Origin of the sequence: Gordonia lacunae (genome assembly GCF_002149015.1) — a bacterium.
Classification (GTDB): domain Bacteria; phylum Actinomycetota; class Actinomycetes; order Mycobacteriales; family Mycobacteriaceae; genus Gordonia; species Gordonia lacunae.
The window spans coordinates 1-14492 of sequence record NZ_NGFO01000020.1 but is presented as its reverse complement, the minus strand read 5'-3'; the positions used below and the strand labels follow the sequence as shown (position 1 = coordinate 14492).

15 protein-coding genes are annotated in these 14492 nt (G+C 69.2%); 14 read left to right on the top strand and 1 reads right to left on the bottom strand.

The window, feature by feature from the left end; genetic code table 11:
- Positions 1 to 198 precede the first annotated feature (198 nt).
- Complete coding sequence (gene hemW / locus CA982_RS16845; RefSeq protein WP_244176337.1) at positions 199 to 1365, top strand: radical SAM family heme chaperone HemW; 1167 nt, start codon at positions 199 to 201, stop codon at positions 1363 to 1365.
- Between the two features lie 18 nt (positions 1366 to 1383).
- On the opposite strand, the gene CA982_RS16840 is transcribed toward hemW, so the two are convergent.
- Positions 1384 to 1842 carry a type II toxin-antitoxin system VapB family antitoxin gene (locus CA982_RS16840; protein WP_086536424.1) on the bottom strand — a complete coding sequence of 153 codons (459 nt, stop codon included), beginning with the start codon at positions 1840 to 1842 and terminating at the stop codon, positions 1384 to 1386.
- A 162-nt stretch (positions 1843 to 2004) separates the two neighbouring features.
- Between CA982_RS16840 and hrcA the strand changes: the two genes are divergently transcribed.
- The 13 genes from hrcA (at position 2005) to CA982_RS16775 (ending at position 14076) form a co-directional block, all read left to right on the top strand.
- Positions 2005 to 3039, top strand: a complete 1035-nt coding sequence (gene hrcA / locus CA982_RS16835) for a heat-inducible transcriptional repressor HrcA (protein WP_010841232.1) — start codon at positions 2005 to 2007, stop codon at positions 3037 to 3039.
- A 184-nt stretch (positions 3040 to 3223) separates the two neighbouring features.
- Complete coding sequence (dnaJ, locus tag CA982_RS16830) at positions 3224 to 4390, top strand: molecular chaperone DnaJ (protein ID WP_086536423.1); 1167 nt, start codon at positions 3224 to 3226, stop codon at positions 4388 to 4390.
- Between the two features lie 63 nt (positions 4391 to 4453).
- Positions 4454 to 5203, top strand: coding sequence for a 16S rRNA (uracil(1498)-N(3))-methyltransferase (locus tag CA982_RS16825; protein ID WP_086536422.1), 750 nt, complete (start codon positions 4454 to 4456; stop codon positions 5201 to 5203).
- Positions 5200 to 5979 carry an alpha/beta hydrolase family protein gene (locus CA982_RS16820; protein ID WP_086536495.1) on the top strand — a complete coding sequence of 260 codons (780 nt, stop codon included), beginning with the start codon at positions 5200 to 5202 and terminating at the stop codon, positions 5977 to 5979. Before CA982_RS16825 ends, CA982_RS16820 begins: the two co-directional genes overlap by 4 nt.
- A gap of 155 nt (positions 5980 to 6134) precedes the next feature.
- Complete coding sequence (locus CA982_RS16815) at positions 6135 to 7217, top strand: PhoH family protein (protein WP_086536421.1); 1083 nt, start codon at positions 6135 to 6137, stop codon at positions 7215 to 7217.
- Positions 7214 to 7801, top strand: a complete 588-nt coding sequence (gene ybeY / locus CA982_RS16810; protein WP_086536420.1) for an rRNA maturation RNase YbeY — start codon at positions 7214 to 7216, stop codon at positions 7799 to 7801. The genes CA982_RS16815 and ybeY overlap by 4 nt, the downstream gene beginning before the upstream one ends.
- Complete coding sequence (locus tag CA982_RS16805) at positions 7798 to 9267, top strand: hemolysin family protein (RefSeq protein WP_086536419.1); 1470 nt, start codon at positions 7798 to 7800, stop codon at positions 9265 to 9267. The genes ybeY and CA982_RS16805 overlap by 4 nt, the downstream gene beginning before the upstream one ends.
- Complete coding sequence (locus CA982_RS16800; RefSeq protein ID WP_086536418.1) at positions 9264 to 9608, top strand: cytidine/deoxycytidylate deaminase family protein; 345 nt, start codon at positions 9264 to 9266, stop codon at positions 9606 to 9608. The genes CA982_RS16805 and CA982_RS16800 overlap by 4 nt, the downstream gene beginning before the upstream one ends.
- Positions 9601 to 10512 carry a GTPase Era gene (era, locus tag CA982_RS16795; RefSeq protein ID WP_086536494.1) on the top strand — a complete coding sequence of 304 codons (912 nt, stop codon included), beginning with the start codon at positions 9601 to 9603 and terminating at the stop codon, positions 10510 to 10512. Before CA982_RS16800 ends, era begins: the two co-directional genes overlap by 8 nt.
- A gap of 56 nt (positions 10513 to 10568) precedes the next feature.
- The gene (locus CA982_RS16790) at positions 10569 to 11981 is read left to right on the top strand and encodes a YhgE/Pip domain-containing protein (protein ID WP_086536417.1); all 1413 of its coding nucleotides are present in this window, start codon (positions 10569 to 10571) and stop codon (positions 11979 to 11981) included.
- A gap of 79 nt (positions 11982 to 12060) precedes the next feature.
- Positions 12061 to 12864, top strand: a complete 804-nt coding sequence (gene recO, locus CA982_RS16785; protein ID WP_086536493.1) for a DNA repair protein RecO — start codon at positions 12061 to 12063, stop codon at positions 12862 to 12864.
- Positions 12845 to 13666 carry an isoprenyl transferase gene (locus CA982_RS16780; protein ID WP_086536416.1) on the top strand — a complete coding sequence of 274 codons (822 nt, stop codon included), beginning with the start codon at positions 12845 to 12847 and terminating at the stop codon, positions 13664 to 13666. The genes recO and CA982_RS16780 overlap by 20 nt, the downstream gene beginning before the upstream one ends.
- Positions 13663 to 14076, top strand: coding sequence for a hypothetical protein (locus CA982_RS16775; protein WP_086536415.1), 414 nt, complete (start codon positions 13663 to 13665; stop codon positions 14074 to 14076). The genes CA982_RS16780 and CA982_RS16775 overlap by 4 nt, the downstream gene beginning before the upstream one ends.
- The last annotated feature ends 416 nt before the right edge of the window (positions 14077 to 14492 follow it).

The window sequence follows — 14492 nt, the reverse complement described above, 5'->3', positions numbered from 1 at the left end:
CACGCTCCACATCGGCTCGTCTACTTGGGGTTATTTTCCATCACGATGATGGAAACCGGGCGGGGCAGGTCCTCGCCTGAGCGGCACAACGCCGACGGCGACAAAGCTGTTCCCGGCGGGGTCATCGATTTCCTCGAGCGCCGGCACGATCGGCATGATGGAAGGGTGAACGTCGAGACAGCAACGCCCGCGGACGAGATGGTCGCGGATGCATGCCGCGACGTCGATGCGGACGTTCCCCTCGCGCTGTACCTGCATGTCCCGTTCTGCGCGACCCGGTGCGGTTACTGCGACTTCAACACCTACACGGCGGGCGAACTCGGCTCCTCGTCCTCGCCGGAGTCGTGGCAGGAGGCGGTCGCCCGCGAACTGGGGGCCGCGGCGCAGATGCTGGCGCCGGCCCGGCCGGTCTCGACGATCTTCGTCGGCGGTGGCACGCCGTCGCTCCTGGGCGGTGCCGGTCTCACCCGGCTTCTCGACTCCGTGCGGACCGACTTCGAGCTGGCCGACGACGTCGAGATCACCACCGAGTCGAACCCGGAGTCGACCTCACCCGAGTTCTTCGCCGATCTCCGCGCCGCCGGATTCACCCGGATCTCGCTCGGCATGCAGTCGGCGGCCGAGCACGTGCTGAGGCTGCTCGACCGCACCCACACGCCGGGGCGCGCCGTCGCTGCCGCGCGGGAGGCCCGGGCAGCCGGATTCGATCACGTCAACCTCGACCTGATCTATGGCACACCCGGCGAGACCGATGCGGACCTGCACGCCACGGTCGATGCCGTCCTGGACGCCGGGGTCGACCACGTGTCGGCCTACGCGCTGATCGTCGAAGACGGCACCGCGCTCGCACGCCGGATCCGGCGCGGGGAGATGCCCGCGCCCGACGACGACGTCCTCGCCGACCGATACCAGATCCTCGACAGTCGCCTGCGTGCCGACGGGCTCGACTGGTACGAGGTGTCCAACTGGGCGCGCGGTGACGAGTCGGCTTGCCGTCACAACATCGCCTACTGGCACAGCCACGACTGGTGGGGGATCGGCCCCGGGGCGCATTCCCACGTCGCCGGCGTTCGCTGGCTGAACGCCAAACACCCTGCGCGCTACTCGAAGTCGCTGGCGGACGGGGTGTTGCCCGTCGCATCGGCAGAGCAGTTGAGTTCCGCGGACCGGCACCTCGAGGCCGTCATGTTGACCACCAGGTGCCGCAGCGGACTGCCGCGCGACCTCCTCGACGAGGCCGAGACCGCGAATGCCGAACGGCTGTGCGCCGATGGGCTGTTGACCCCGACCGGCGGGGCCTATGTGCTCACCGATGCGGGCAGACTGCTGGCCGACGGCGTGATCCGGCGCGTGCTCTGGGGCTGACGCGGATCACGCTGATCGTCACCAACTCTGGTCGGGGCGAGGCGGACTCGTCCAGCCTGTCGATCGGGGACCGCGACGGTGCGCGCCCGCGCCATCGGGGGCGGCCGGGGGCCGGCGCGCGGGGATCTCGGCGGTGTCCTCGAGTTGTTCGTCCAAGGGCTTCGCCGTGTCGGCCAGGTCCAGGGAGTCGAGGTCGAGCGTGCGCGCGTGGATGATGTGGCGGTTGCGCAACGCCGAGCGGACGGCGCGATGCAGTCCGTCCTCCAGATACAGCTCGCCCTCCCACCGCACGACGTGGGCGAAGAGGTCGCCGTAGAAGGTCGAGTCCTCGCTGAGGAGTTTGTCCAGGGCGAGCACCTTGGTGATCGGCGTGAGCTGGTCGAGCCGGAGTTGCCGCGGCGGGATCTTGGCCCAGCCACGTGCGGACAACCCGTGGTCGGGGTAGGGCTTGCCCTCCCGCACCCCCTTGAAGATCATGCGAACTCCTCCGACGCCTCTGCCTCGACGATTGCTGCTCTTCGACGATGCGTCGACGGTCAGTGCGCGACACCACGCCGTGGCACGGTGATCGCGATCCCATTTCGTACTATGGAACGCACCCAACTGTATGGCAGGGATCCGAGTCAGGAGGTGTACCGCGTGTCTACCACCGATGATCGTCGCTTCGAGATCTTGCGTGCGATCGTGACCGACTACGTCGACACGCAGGAACCGATCGGTTCGAAGGCGCTCGTCGAGCGTCACCAGCTGGGAGTCTCGAGCGCCACCGTCCGCAACGACATGGCGGTACTGGAGGCGGAGGGGTACATCACCCAGCCGCACACCAGCTCCGGCCGGGTGCCGACAGACAAGGGCTACCGGATGTTCGTCGACCGGATCAGCGAGATCAAGCCGCTGTCGGCCGCCGAACGCCGCGCGATCCTCTCGGTGCTCGACTCCGGTGTCGACCTCGACGACGTGCTGCGGCGGTCGGTGCGGCTCCTCGCCCAGCTGACGCGGCAGGTCGCGGTCATCCAGTACCCGGTGCTGTCGGCGGCGACCGTGCGTCACCTCGAGGTCGTCACGCTGTCCCCGTCGCGCCTCCTGCTCGTCGTCATCGTCGACAACGGCCGGGTCGAACAGCGGATGGTGGCGCTGAACGAAGACCACGACGAGGACGAGATCGCCCGGTTGCGCGATCTGTTCTCGGCCGCACTGCACGGCAAACGGCTCGAAGCCGCGTCGGCGGCGGTCGCCGAACTCGCCAACTCCGCGCCCGAGGATCTGCGCGGTGCGGTCCTCAACATCGCGACCGTGCTGGTCGAGACCCTCGTCGAACGCGGTGACGACCGGCTCGTGCTCGGCGGCACGTCGAATCTCGCCCGCTCGGCAGCCGACTTCACCCCCGTCGTCGGCGGCATGGACACCGTCCTGGAGGCGCTGGAGGAGCAGGTGGTGGTGCTCAAGATCCTCGCGACGACGCAGGACATGGGCCAGGTCACGGTGCAGATCGGTGAGGAGACCCGGACCGAGAACCTGCGTGGGACCTCGGTGGTGTCGACGGGGTACGGTGCATCGGGAACCGTGTTCGGCGGCGTCGGTGTGCTCGGCCCCACACGAATGGACTATCCGGGAACCATCGCCTCGGTGGCGGCCGTTGCCAAATACATCGGTGAGGTGCTCGCCGAACGATGACCGCAGATCCCCCATGATCGCTGACCGGCAGACCGCTGTTCCCGGCCCGCCGCCCGCACGACGGCGGCCGCGCACGAAGCGGCGTCGATGATCGGCGGTCGGGACGGTGCCCCGCACACGTCCCGCGCGATCGTGAGAGCACACGCCGCCAGGCACCAACTGAGACCGAAGGATCACTACAACCGTGGCACGTGACTATTACGCAATCCTGGGTGTGGCGAAGGGCGCCAGTGATCAGGAACTCAAGCGCGCCTACCGCAAGAAGGCCCGCGAGCTGCACCCCGACGTCAACCCGGGCAAGGAAGACGAATTCAAAGAGGTCAGCACTGCCTACGAGGTGCTGACCGATCCGGAGAAGCGACGCATCGTCGACGCCGGCGGCGACCCGCTGGCCGGCGCGGGTGCCGGCGGCTTCGGTGGTTTCGGCGGCGGTGGCGGGGGATTCGGCGACGTCTTCGAGGCGTTCTTCGGCAACGGCGGCGCCTTCGGCGGTGGCGGCGGCTTCGGTTCGGGTCGCGGACCCAAGTCGCGGGTGCAGCCGGGTGAGCCGGCGCTGGTGAACCTCACCCTCGGTCTCGCCGAATGTGCGAAGGGGGTCGCCAAGGAGATCACCGTCGACACGGCGATCCTGTGCGATGTGTGTACCGGCTCGGGCACCAACGGGGACAGCAAGCCGGTGACCTGCGACATCTGTAAGGGTGCCGGCGAGATCCAGTCGGTGCAGCGCTCGTTCCTCGGTCAGGTCATGACCGTTCGCGAGTGCCCGACCTGCCACGGCGTCGGCGAGGTCATCCCGGATCCGTGCCACAAGTGCGGCGGCGACGGGCGCTACCGTTCGCGACGCACGATGACCGTGCGCATCCCCGCCGGGATCGAGAACGGGATGCGTGTGCGTCTCACCGGTCAGGGCGAGGTGGGCCTGGGCGGCGGTCCCGCCGGCGATCTGTATGTCGAGGTGTCCGAACGTCCGCACGAGGTGTTCCTCCGCGACAAGGACGACCTGCACTGCACGGTGAAGGTCCCGATGGCCGACGCGGCGCTCGGCGCCGAGTTCGAGGTCGAGACCATCCTCGGGGATCCGGTCACCGTGACGGTCGCACCCGGTACCCAGCCCGGGCAGATCGTGAAGCTGCGGGGTCAGGGCATGCCGCACGTCAGCTCCGGAGTGCGGGGCACCATGCACGTCCACCTCGACGTCGTCGTACCGACTCGGCTCGATGCGGCGCAGACCGAGGCGCTCACGAAGTACCGCAAGGTCGCCGCCGACGAGATCGAGGTCGTGAACACCTCGGCCGCCGCGGCGCCGGGTGGCCTCTTCTCACGGTTGCGCAACGCGTTCGCCGGGAAGTAGACCCGGCATGTCCGCGGCGATGAGGGCTCGGCGGGTCTGCTCCTCCCGGACGGCGGGTGTGCGGTGAGTCCACCGTTGTTCTGGGCGGAGTCCGTGCCGGCTCCCGGGGCCGAGGTGACCCTGAGCGGACCCGAGGGTCGGCACGCGGTCACCGTCGCCCGGCTCGGTGTCGGCGAACGAATCCTCGTCGGTGACGGCGCCGGATCGGTGGGCGGTTGCGAGATCCGGGAGATTACCGCCAAGGACACGCTGGTGGCGACCGTCCACGACCTCTCGTTCGAGGCACGCCCCACCCCACAGGTGACACTGGTACAGGCGCTGCCGAAGTCCGAACGGTCCGAACTCGCGGTCGACCTCGCCACCGAGGCCGGCGTCGACGTCATCGTGCCCTGGCAGGCACTGCGCTGCGTGTCGCGATGGACGGGCAAGGCGGACAAAGGCGTCGGCAAATGGCGGGCCGCGGCGTCGGCGGCCGCGAAGCAGAGTCGGCGTCCGTGGATACCGGAGGTCACCGACCTCGCGACCACCATCGACGTCCGAGCCCGCTGCGCGGACGTGGTGGCCGCGGGCGGGGTCGTCGCCGTTCTGCACGAGGAGGCCGCCCAACCCCTCGCACACCTGCCACTCGCCGACGCCTGCGAGATCCTGCTCGTGGTCGGGCCGGAGGGTGGTCTCGACGGCGGTGAGGTCGCCGACCTGACCGCACTCGGTGCGCAGTCGGTCGTGCTCGGTCCCGAGGTGCTGCGCACGTCGACGGCGGCCGCGGTGGCGCTCGGTGCGATCGGGGTGCTCACCCGCCGGTGGACGCGATGAGTGTCGTCGGACGCCGCTCCGTGCGTCGAACGAAGATCGAGTATGGCTCGGCGCCTTCACAATTCGGGCACCTGTACGTGCCCGCCGACGGTTTCGACGCCGCGGGGCCCGCGCGGCTCGTGGTGCTCGTGCACGGCGGGTCCTGGTCGGTCGAATTCGGCTCGACGACGCAGACGGCGATCGCCCGCATGCTCGCCGAGCGCGGGGCGGCGGTGTGGAACATCGAATACCGCCGGGTCGGCGAAGAGGGTGGCGGATGGCCGAACACCGGCCGGGATGTCCTCGATGCGCTCGGTGCCCTCGACGGGCCCATCCGTGACCTGCTCCCGGCGGGCGGCGTCGACTTCTCCTCGACGGCGGTCGTCGGGCACTCGGCCGGTGGCCAGCTCGCGGTCTGGGCCGTCGGGCAGCTCGGCGCCCGCACCGCGACCGCCACCATCACCACCGTCGTCGCCCAGGCAGCCGTGCTCGACACCGTCGCCGCGGCCGACCGAGACTCGGTGCGGGCCTTCATGGGCCGGCCGTTCAGCGAGTCGCCGCGACGGTACGCCGATGCCTCGCCCCTGCTGGCGCCGGTCGTCGACGCCCACGTCGTGGCGATACACGGCGAGACCGACGATCTCATCCCGATCGAGTCCAGCCGCCGGTACGTCGCGGCCGCGATCGCGCGCGGCCAGTCCGCGGAATTCCTCGCCGTCCCGGGGGAGGGGCACGACGCCTTCGTCGACCCGCGCAGCGCGTGCACGCGGCAGACGATCCGGGTGCTCGGGATCTGACGGAAATATTGCCTGCTGATCGGCTGTTGCACCGCGATACACTGGCCACGCCTCTGCGCGCCGCGGCCGCGCCACGCCGGGGTCGCCGTGAACACAACAGCAGGCATCCAGAAGAGAACTGCATCCAGCACAGAACACCAGGAGTGATTTCATACGTGAGTGACGACAACCCCGACCAGAGCGGGCAATCCAGCCGTACGCAGCCGCGCCGGTCTGGGGTCACATCCACTGTCGAAGTCTCTCCCGGAGTCGTGTTCGGGCTGCTCGGCGCCAGTGACGTCAACCTGCGTACGCTCGAGCAGCTCCTGCCCGCCGACATCCACGTCCGCGGCAACCAGGTGACGCTCACCGGTGAGTCCGCGGAGGTCGCCGCATCCGAGCGCGTCATCGCCGAACTCGTCGACCTCGTCGGCCGGGGAACCCCGCTGACACCCGATCTCGTACGGCACAGCGTGTCCATGCTGTCCGACGGCACCGAGGAGTCGCCCGCCGACGTGCTGTCGCTCGACATCCTGTCGCGACGAGGCAAGACGATCCGGCCCAAGACGCTCAACCAGAAGCACTACGTCGACGCCATCGACACCCACACCATCGTGTTCGGTCTGGGTCCGGCCGGTACCGGCAAGACCTACCTCGCGATGGCCAAGGCCGTCCAGGCGCTGCAGTCGAAGTCGGTCAACCGCATCATCCTGACCAGACCGGCGGTCGAGGCCGGCGAGCGCCTCGGCTTCCTGCCGGGCACGCTGAGCGAGAAGATCGACCCCTACCTGCGCCCGCTGTACGACGCACTGCACGACATGATGGACCCCGAGGCGATCCCGAAGTTGATGGCCGCCGGGGTCATCGAGGTCGCGCCGCTGGCCTACATGCGCGGACGCACGCTCAACGACGCGTTCATCATCCTCGACGAGGCGCAGAACACGACGAGCGAACAGATGAAGATGTTCCTGACCCGCCTGGGCTTCGGTTCCAAGGTCGTCGTCACCGGCGACGTGACCCAGGTGGACCTGCCCGGCGGGGCCCGCAGCGGGCTGCTCGCGGCATCGGAGATCCTGGAAGGCATCGACGACATCCACTTCGCGCGGCTGACCAGCCAGGACGTGGTCCGGCACCGGCTGGTCGCCGACATCGTCGACGCCTACGGACGAGCCGAGGAGGCGCAGCGAGGACTGCCGAACACGGCGCTGGGCGGTAACCGCGCCGCGCGTCGGGCCGCCTCCCAGGGACGTCGCTCATGAGCATCGAACTGGCCAATGAATCCGGGGTCGAGGTCCCGGCGGAGCTGATCATCGACGCCGCCCGCTTCGCGGTGAACGCGATGGACGTCAATCCGGCGGCGCTGCTGTCGGTGCTGTGCGTCGACGAGGACACCATGGCGGACATGCACGTGCAGTGGATGGACCTGCCCGGTCCGACCGACGTGATGAGTTTCCCGATGGACGAACTCGTGCCCGGCGGTCGGCCGGACGCGACCGACCCGGGTCCGGCGATTCTGGGCGACATCGTGCTGTGCCCCGACTTCGCCCGGAAGCAGGCGCGGGAGGCGAAACGCTCCTTCGAGCACGAGCTGGCGATGCTGACCATCCACGGCGTCCTCCACCTCCTCGGCTACGACCACGCCGAGCCGGAGGAGGAGCGCGAGATGTTCGGGTTGCAGAACCGCATCCTCGACGCGTTCTACGCCGAACGTCATCGCCGCGCGCAGGAGCAACGACAGACCGACCGCGATTCGCGGCTGCTGTCCAACATCGGTTTCACCGGCATCGAGGGCGGAACGCCGGCCCCCGGTGCCCCGACGCGGTCCGAGGAGGACCGAGGGTGACCTCTGACTACTGGTTCATCGTGGCCGCAGTCGTGTTGATCGGGATCGGTGGAGTCTTCGCGGCGGTGGACACCGCGGTGTCGACCGTGTCGAACGCCCGGGTCGACGACATGGTCCGCGAGGGGCGCGCGGGCGCGCGCCGTCTGGCGGGCATCCTCGACGCACGCGCGACCTATGTCGGGCTCGTGGTGCTTCTCCGGGTCGTGTGCGAGACCGCGGCCGTTGCGCTCGTCGCGGTCGCCGCGACGCAGCTGATCGGTGTCGGCGGGGGACTGGCGGTGGCCATCGCGGCCATGACGGTGGTCTCGTATGTCGCCGTCGGCGTCGGACCCCGGACCCTGGGCCGGCAGCACGCGTACACGATCGCGCTCGCGTCGTCGTACCTGCTGTTCGCGCTGGGAGTGCTGCTCAAACCGCTGACCCGCCTGCTGATCCTGATCGGTAACGCCCTCACGCCGGGTCGCGGATTCCGCAACGGCCCGTTCGCGACCGAGGTCGAGTTGCGCGAGGTCGTCGACCTCGCCGAGGCATCGGGCGTCGTCGCCGCCGACGAGCGCCGGATGATCCAGTCGGTGTTCGACCTCGGCGACACCAGCGCCCGCGAGGTGATGGTCCCGCGCCCGGAGATGGTGTGGATCGAGGCCGACAAGACCGCGCTGCAGGCCACGAGCCTCGCGACGCGGTCCGGACATTCGCGGATCCCGGTCATCGGTGAGAACACCGACGACGTCCTGGGCATTGTGTATCTCAAGGACCTGGTGGCGCGAACGGTCGCCCAGCGCGTCGATCCCACGACGCTGCGCGTCGTCGACGTGATGCGCGACGCCGAGTTCATCCCCGACTCCAAACCCCTCGACCGGGTGCTCGCCGACATGCAGCGTGAGCGCAACCACATGGCCATGCTCGTCGACGAGTACGGCGGTATCGCCGGGCTGGTGACCATCGAGGACGTGCTGGAGGAGATCGTCGGCGAGATCACCGACGAGTACGACACCGACGAGCTCGCCCCGGTCGAGGACCTCGGTGACGGGTCCTACCGGGTGTCGGCACGGCTGCCGGTGGAAGACCTCGGCGAGCTGTTCGACGTCGAGATCGCCGAGGAAGAGGTCGAGACGGTCGGCGGACTCGTCGGCCTGGAACTGGGTCGTGTGCCGTTGCCCGGCGCCCGGGTCGAATACCACGGACTGCAGCTGGTGGCCGAGGGCGGCCCCAATCGCCAAGGCCGCCAACGCATCATCACGGTACTGGTCACGCGGGTGCCCGGCGCGGAGGAGGAGTCCCGGCGCGACGAGCACCGCGGCCACTCGAGCCGATCGCAGGGACGTGCCGAACGTGCCGCGGCCCGCGACCACGAGGACGAACGGCGGGCCGAGCGGGCGGCGAGAGACAAGGGCGACGACGCCCCGGACGCCGACACCGCCGATCGCGACAGCGCAGACGATCCGAGAGCAAGGATGAACCAGTGACCGAGACCCTCACCGACGAGGATCGCAAGCTCGTGGTGCTCGCCCGGGGCGCGCTGGCGCGCGCCGAGTCGCCGTCGGGTGCCGCGGTCCGGGACGGCGACGGCCGCACCTACGCCGGCGCCGACGTGCGGACCCGCACCCTGACCCTCACCGGACTGCAGGTGGCGGTGGCGTCCGCGCTCTCGAGCGGGGCGCGCTCCTTCGAGGCGGCGGTCGTCGTCAACGGTGACCCCGACGATCCGGGCCTGGACACCCTGCACGAACTCAGCCCCGAGGCGTACGCGGTCCTGACCGACACCGCGGGTGCACCGCAGCAGCGCATCGGGCGCGCGGATGCCTGAGTTCCGTTCGGGCTTCGTCTGTTTCGTGGGCCGGCCCAACACCGGCAAATCCACGCTCACCAATGCCCTCGTCGGCGAGAAGATCGCGATCACGTCGAACCGGCCGCAGACCACCCGTCACACCATCCGCGGGATCGTCAACCGGCCGGACGCCCAGTTGATCCTCGTCGACACCCCCGGTCTGCATCGCCCGCGTACCCTGCTCGGCCAGCGGCTCAACGACCTCGTCCGCGACACATACTCCGAGGTCGACGTCATCGGTGTCTGCATACCGGCCGACGAGGCGATCGGACCCGGTGACCGCTGGATCATCTCGCAGGTGCGCGAGATGGCTCCGCGCACGACGATCATCGGCGTGGTCACCAAGATCGACCGCGTCGCTCCCGAGCAGGTCGCGAAGCAGTTGCTGGCGCTGTCGCAGGTACTCGGCCCGGAGTCGGAGGTCGTCCCGGTGTCGGCGAAGTCGGGCAAGCAGCTCGACGTGCTGTCCGACGTGCTGGTGAGCCTCATGGAGGAGGGCCCCGCGTTCTACCCGGACGGTGAACTCACCGACGAGCCCGAGCAGGTCCTGATGGCTGAATTCATCCGTGAAGCCGCTCTCGAGGGCGTGCACGACGAACTGCCGCACTCACTGGCCGTCGTGATCGAGGAAGTCATCGACCGCGAGGACCGGGATCCGAAGCTGCCGCCGATGGTCGACGTCCACGCCGTGCTGTTCGTCGAGCGCGACAGCCAGAAGGGCATCATCATCGGGCACAGGGGTGCGCGTCTGAAAGAGGTCGGTACAGTTGCCCGCGCACAGATCGAGCGGCTGCTGGGGACCAAGGTGTACCTGGATCTGCATGTGAAGGTCGCCAAGGACTGGCAACGCGACCCCAAGCAGTTGCGTCGATTGGGTTTCTAGCAGCGTGTTCCTGACGGCCTGACGCCGGCAGGGGCGGCCTGCGGGGAGGTACGCCGATGGGAACGCACGAGTCGCCGGAACAGCCGGGAGACGCACTCGGCAGGGGAGCGCACGAAGCGCCGGACGCCGATCAGCCGACGGGTCGCACGATCGCGGGAGTGCTGGGGTCGCCACGCTTCTGGCTCGCCCCACTCGCGCTGGTGGCGGTGATGTTCTCGCTGATGGCCGCGCTGTACATGGCGGCGGTCGTCGACCCGCAGCGCCACCTGCACGACTTCCCGGTCGCACTGGTGCAGGAGGACGCCGGCGGCGAGGTGCAGAACGCCGACGGACAGTCCACCCAGCAGAACTTCGGTGACCAGGTCGCCGAGGGCATCATCTCCTCGGCGGCGGAGAACGGGATCGTCGTGAGCCGGACCGACCGGTCGACCGCCCTGTCCGAACTCAACAGCGGCAAGGTGTACGGCGTCATCGTCGTCGGCTCGAACTTCACGAATCGGGCTGTCGCACTGGGCCGGTCGACGGTCCTCACCGCCGAACCGGCGAAACCGACCATCGACATCTTCATCAACCGGGGCTCCGGGGCGTTCGCGTCGTCGATCACCACCACCCTCGCCGACCAGGTGCGTACGCGCGTCAACGATCAGGTCGGCGCGCAGCTGACCGAGCAGGTCCGCACGCAGCTCGATCGCAACGACATCACGTTCACCGGCGCCGCGCAGCTCGCGCTCGCGAGCCCGGTGGCCGTCGAGGTGTCCGAGCCGACGCCGCTCCCGAACGGTGCGGGCAACGGCCTGTCGGCGTTCTACCTGACCCTGCTGCTCGTCCTCGCCGGCTTCACCGGGGCGATGATGGTCAGCATCGTCGTCGACGGCATGCTCGGCCAGACCCCGATCGAATACGGGCCGTTCTATCAGCTGCGCGAGCGGCTCGCGATCAGCCGGTGGGCGACGCTCGCGGCGAAGTGGACGATCATGTTCCTGGTCGCGGTGGTGCTCTCGACCCTGTTCATCGCCGTCGGCGCGATGGTCGGGACATCGATCCCGAACGGATTCGTGCTCTGGATGCTCTCGGTACTCGGCATCTTCGCCGTCGGCGTGAGCGCCAGCGCGATGATGGCGGTGTTCGGCAATGCCGGGCTGCTGTTCAATCTGCTCTTCTTCGTCGTGTTCGGGCTGCCGTCGTCGGGCGGGACGCTTCCGCTCGAGGCGAGTCCGCGCTTCTTCGAGTGGATCGCCGCGATCGAGCCGATGCATGTGATCTATCTCGGTGTGCGGGCGGTCCTGTACTTCGACGCCGACCTGTCGGCGGGCTTGGGCCGGTCGATCATCCAGTGCTTCATCGGTCTGCTCGTCGGCGTGCTCCTCGGTCTGCTCGGCACCAAGTACTACGACCGCAAGGGCTGGCACCGCTATCCCGGCGGGATGACGCTGCCGCCGAGGCTGGACAAGATCGTCAACGCCGGCTGACCCATTCGACATCGATCCGGGGTGGGTCGGCGGGCATGTCGGGGACTGCTGTGTCGGTGCCCGGTGGGAGAATGTGGCGGTGAGGTTCTACCGGGATGAGGCCGTCGTGCTGCGCCAGCACAAGCTGGGCGAGGCCGATCGCATCATCACGCTGCTCACCGCCGAACACGGTCTCGTGCGCGCGGTGGCCAAGGGCGTCCGGCGGACGCGGTCGAAGTTCGGGGCCCGGCTCGAGCCCTTCGCCCACATCGACGTGCACCTGTATCCCGGCCGCAGTCTCGACGTGGTCACCCAGGTGCACAGCCTGCACGCCTTCGCCGATGCCATCGTCGCCGACTACGGGCGCTACACGACGGCGTGTGCGGTCCTCGAGACCGCGGAGCGGCTCGCGGGCGAAGAACGAGCGCCCACCCGTCAGCTGCACCGGCTGACGGTGGGGGCTCTGGCGGCACTGGCCGACGACCGCCGGCCTCGAGAACTGATCCTGGACGCCTATCTGCTGCGTGCCATGTACAGCGCGGGCTGGATGCCGGCGCTGGAGGAGTGCGCGCGGTGCGCGACGCCCGGCCCGCATCGGGCCTTCCATGTCGCCGCGGGCGGCGCCGTCTGTCTGCCGTGTCGCCCGCCCGGATCGGCGACCCCGTCGCCCGGCGTGCTCGACCTCATGGAGGCCCTGTTCCGCGGCCGGTGGGACGACGTGGTCGACGCGACTCCGTCGCTGCGTCGCCAGGCCAGCGGGCTCACGGCCGCACATCTGCAGTGGCATCTGGAACGTCAGCTCCGAACCCTGCCGCTGATCGAACGCACCGCCCCTCATAGGCTGATGGAGACGGGTGTGGACACGGGTGTGAGGAGGGTCGACGATGGCGTTGCGGCCGGGTAGTTCGGCGAAGGCGCGCAAGGCCGCGAACCTCCGCACCGAGATCCGCCCACCCGATCCGCACCCGAGCGGTGCGCGGCCACCCGCCATTCCCGCCGAATTCGTGCCGAAGCACGTCGCGCTGGTGATGGACGGCAACGGCCGCTGGGCCACCGATCGCGGGCTCCCGCGCACCGAGGGGCACAAGCGCGGCGAGGCCGTGCTGATGGACACCGTCTGTGGCTGTATCGAATTGGGGGTCGGCTGGTTGTCGGCCTACGCCTTCTCCACCGAGAACTGGTCCCGCAGCCCCGACGAGGTGCGGTTCCTCATGGGCTTCAACCGCGACGTCATCCGTCGTCGGCGTGACGAGATGCACGAGATGGGCGTTCGCGTACGTTGGGCCGGTCGTCGTCCGCGCCTGTGGCGCAGTGTGATCCGTGAACTCGAGATCGCCGAGGAGATGACAAAGGACAACACCGCGATGACGCTGACGATGTGCGTCAACTACGGCGGCCGCGCCGAGATCGCCGATGCCGCACGAGAGATCGCACGGCGTGCGGCACGCGGCGAGATCGATCCCGAGCGGATCTCGGAGTCGACGTTCGCGCGATACCTCGACGAGCCGGACATGCCCGACGTCGATCTGTTCCTGCGGCCCTCGGGCGAGCAACGCATCTCGAATTTCCTGCTGTGGCAGTCGGCGTACGCGGAGATGGTCTACCAGGAGAAGCTCTTCCCCGACTTCGACCGTCGGGACCTGTGGGCCGCCTGCCTCGAATATGCTTCGCGCGACCGGCGTTTCGGCGGGGTGAAGCCGTCGTGACCGACGCCGCCGCCCTCCTCGACCGGACCGCCGAGATCGTCGCCGAACTCGGGCCCGTCGACCGTCCCGACGCCGACTCGCTGGTGGTGCAGGTCGGTCCGACCCGCGCGTCGATCCGCGTACTCACGCTGGCCGACGGCCTCGACGTGCTGGCCTTGACGCAGATGGTCGCGATGGACCTGCCCAACACCCCGACGCTCCGCGACGACGTCGAGGCGTGCGCCGCCCAGCTCAGCTTCGGCAGCCTCCGACGCTCCGATCGTGCGGGGGTCACCACAGATGTGTTGCAGTACTACACGTTTCCGGCGAGCCAGCTCGACGACGTGCCGCTGCTGACGGTGTTGCACATCGTGCTCGCCGCCGGTGTCGACGCCGCCGAGCGGCTGGTCGGCCCGGCCTCCGCTCCCTGACGACCGAGGAGCGTGAGCGCCCCCCGCCCCCTGAGGAGCGCCCGGAGCCTGCGGAGGGCGCGGCCAATCACTGTTCTCTGAGGAGCGTCCGGAGCTTGCGGAAGCGCCAAACCTCTGTTCTCTGAGGAGCGTCCGGAGCTTGCGGAGGCGCCAAACCTCTGCTCCCTGAGGAGCGCCCGGACGCTTGCGGAAGCGCCAAATCTCTGCTCCCTGAGGAGCGCCCGGACGCTTGCGGAAGCGCCAAATCTCTGCTCCCTGAGGAGCGCCCGGAGCTTGCGGAGGGCGCGTCACGAAGGGTCTGCCACCCATCTCGCCAGGACCCTTCGTGACGCTCGCAAGCTCGCTCCTCAGGGGGCGGGGGTGACGCTCGCTCCTCAGGGAGCGGGGGTGACGGTCGCTAGCTCGCTCCTCAGGGG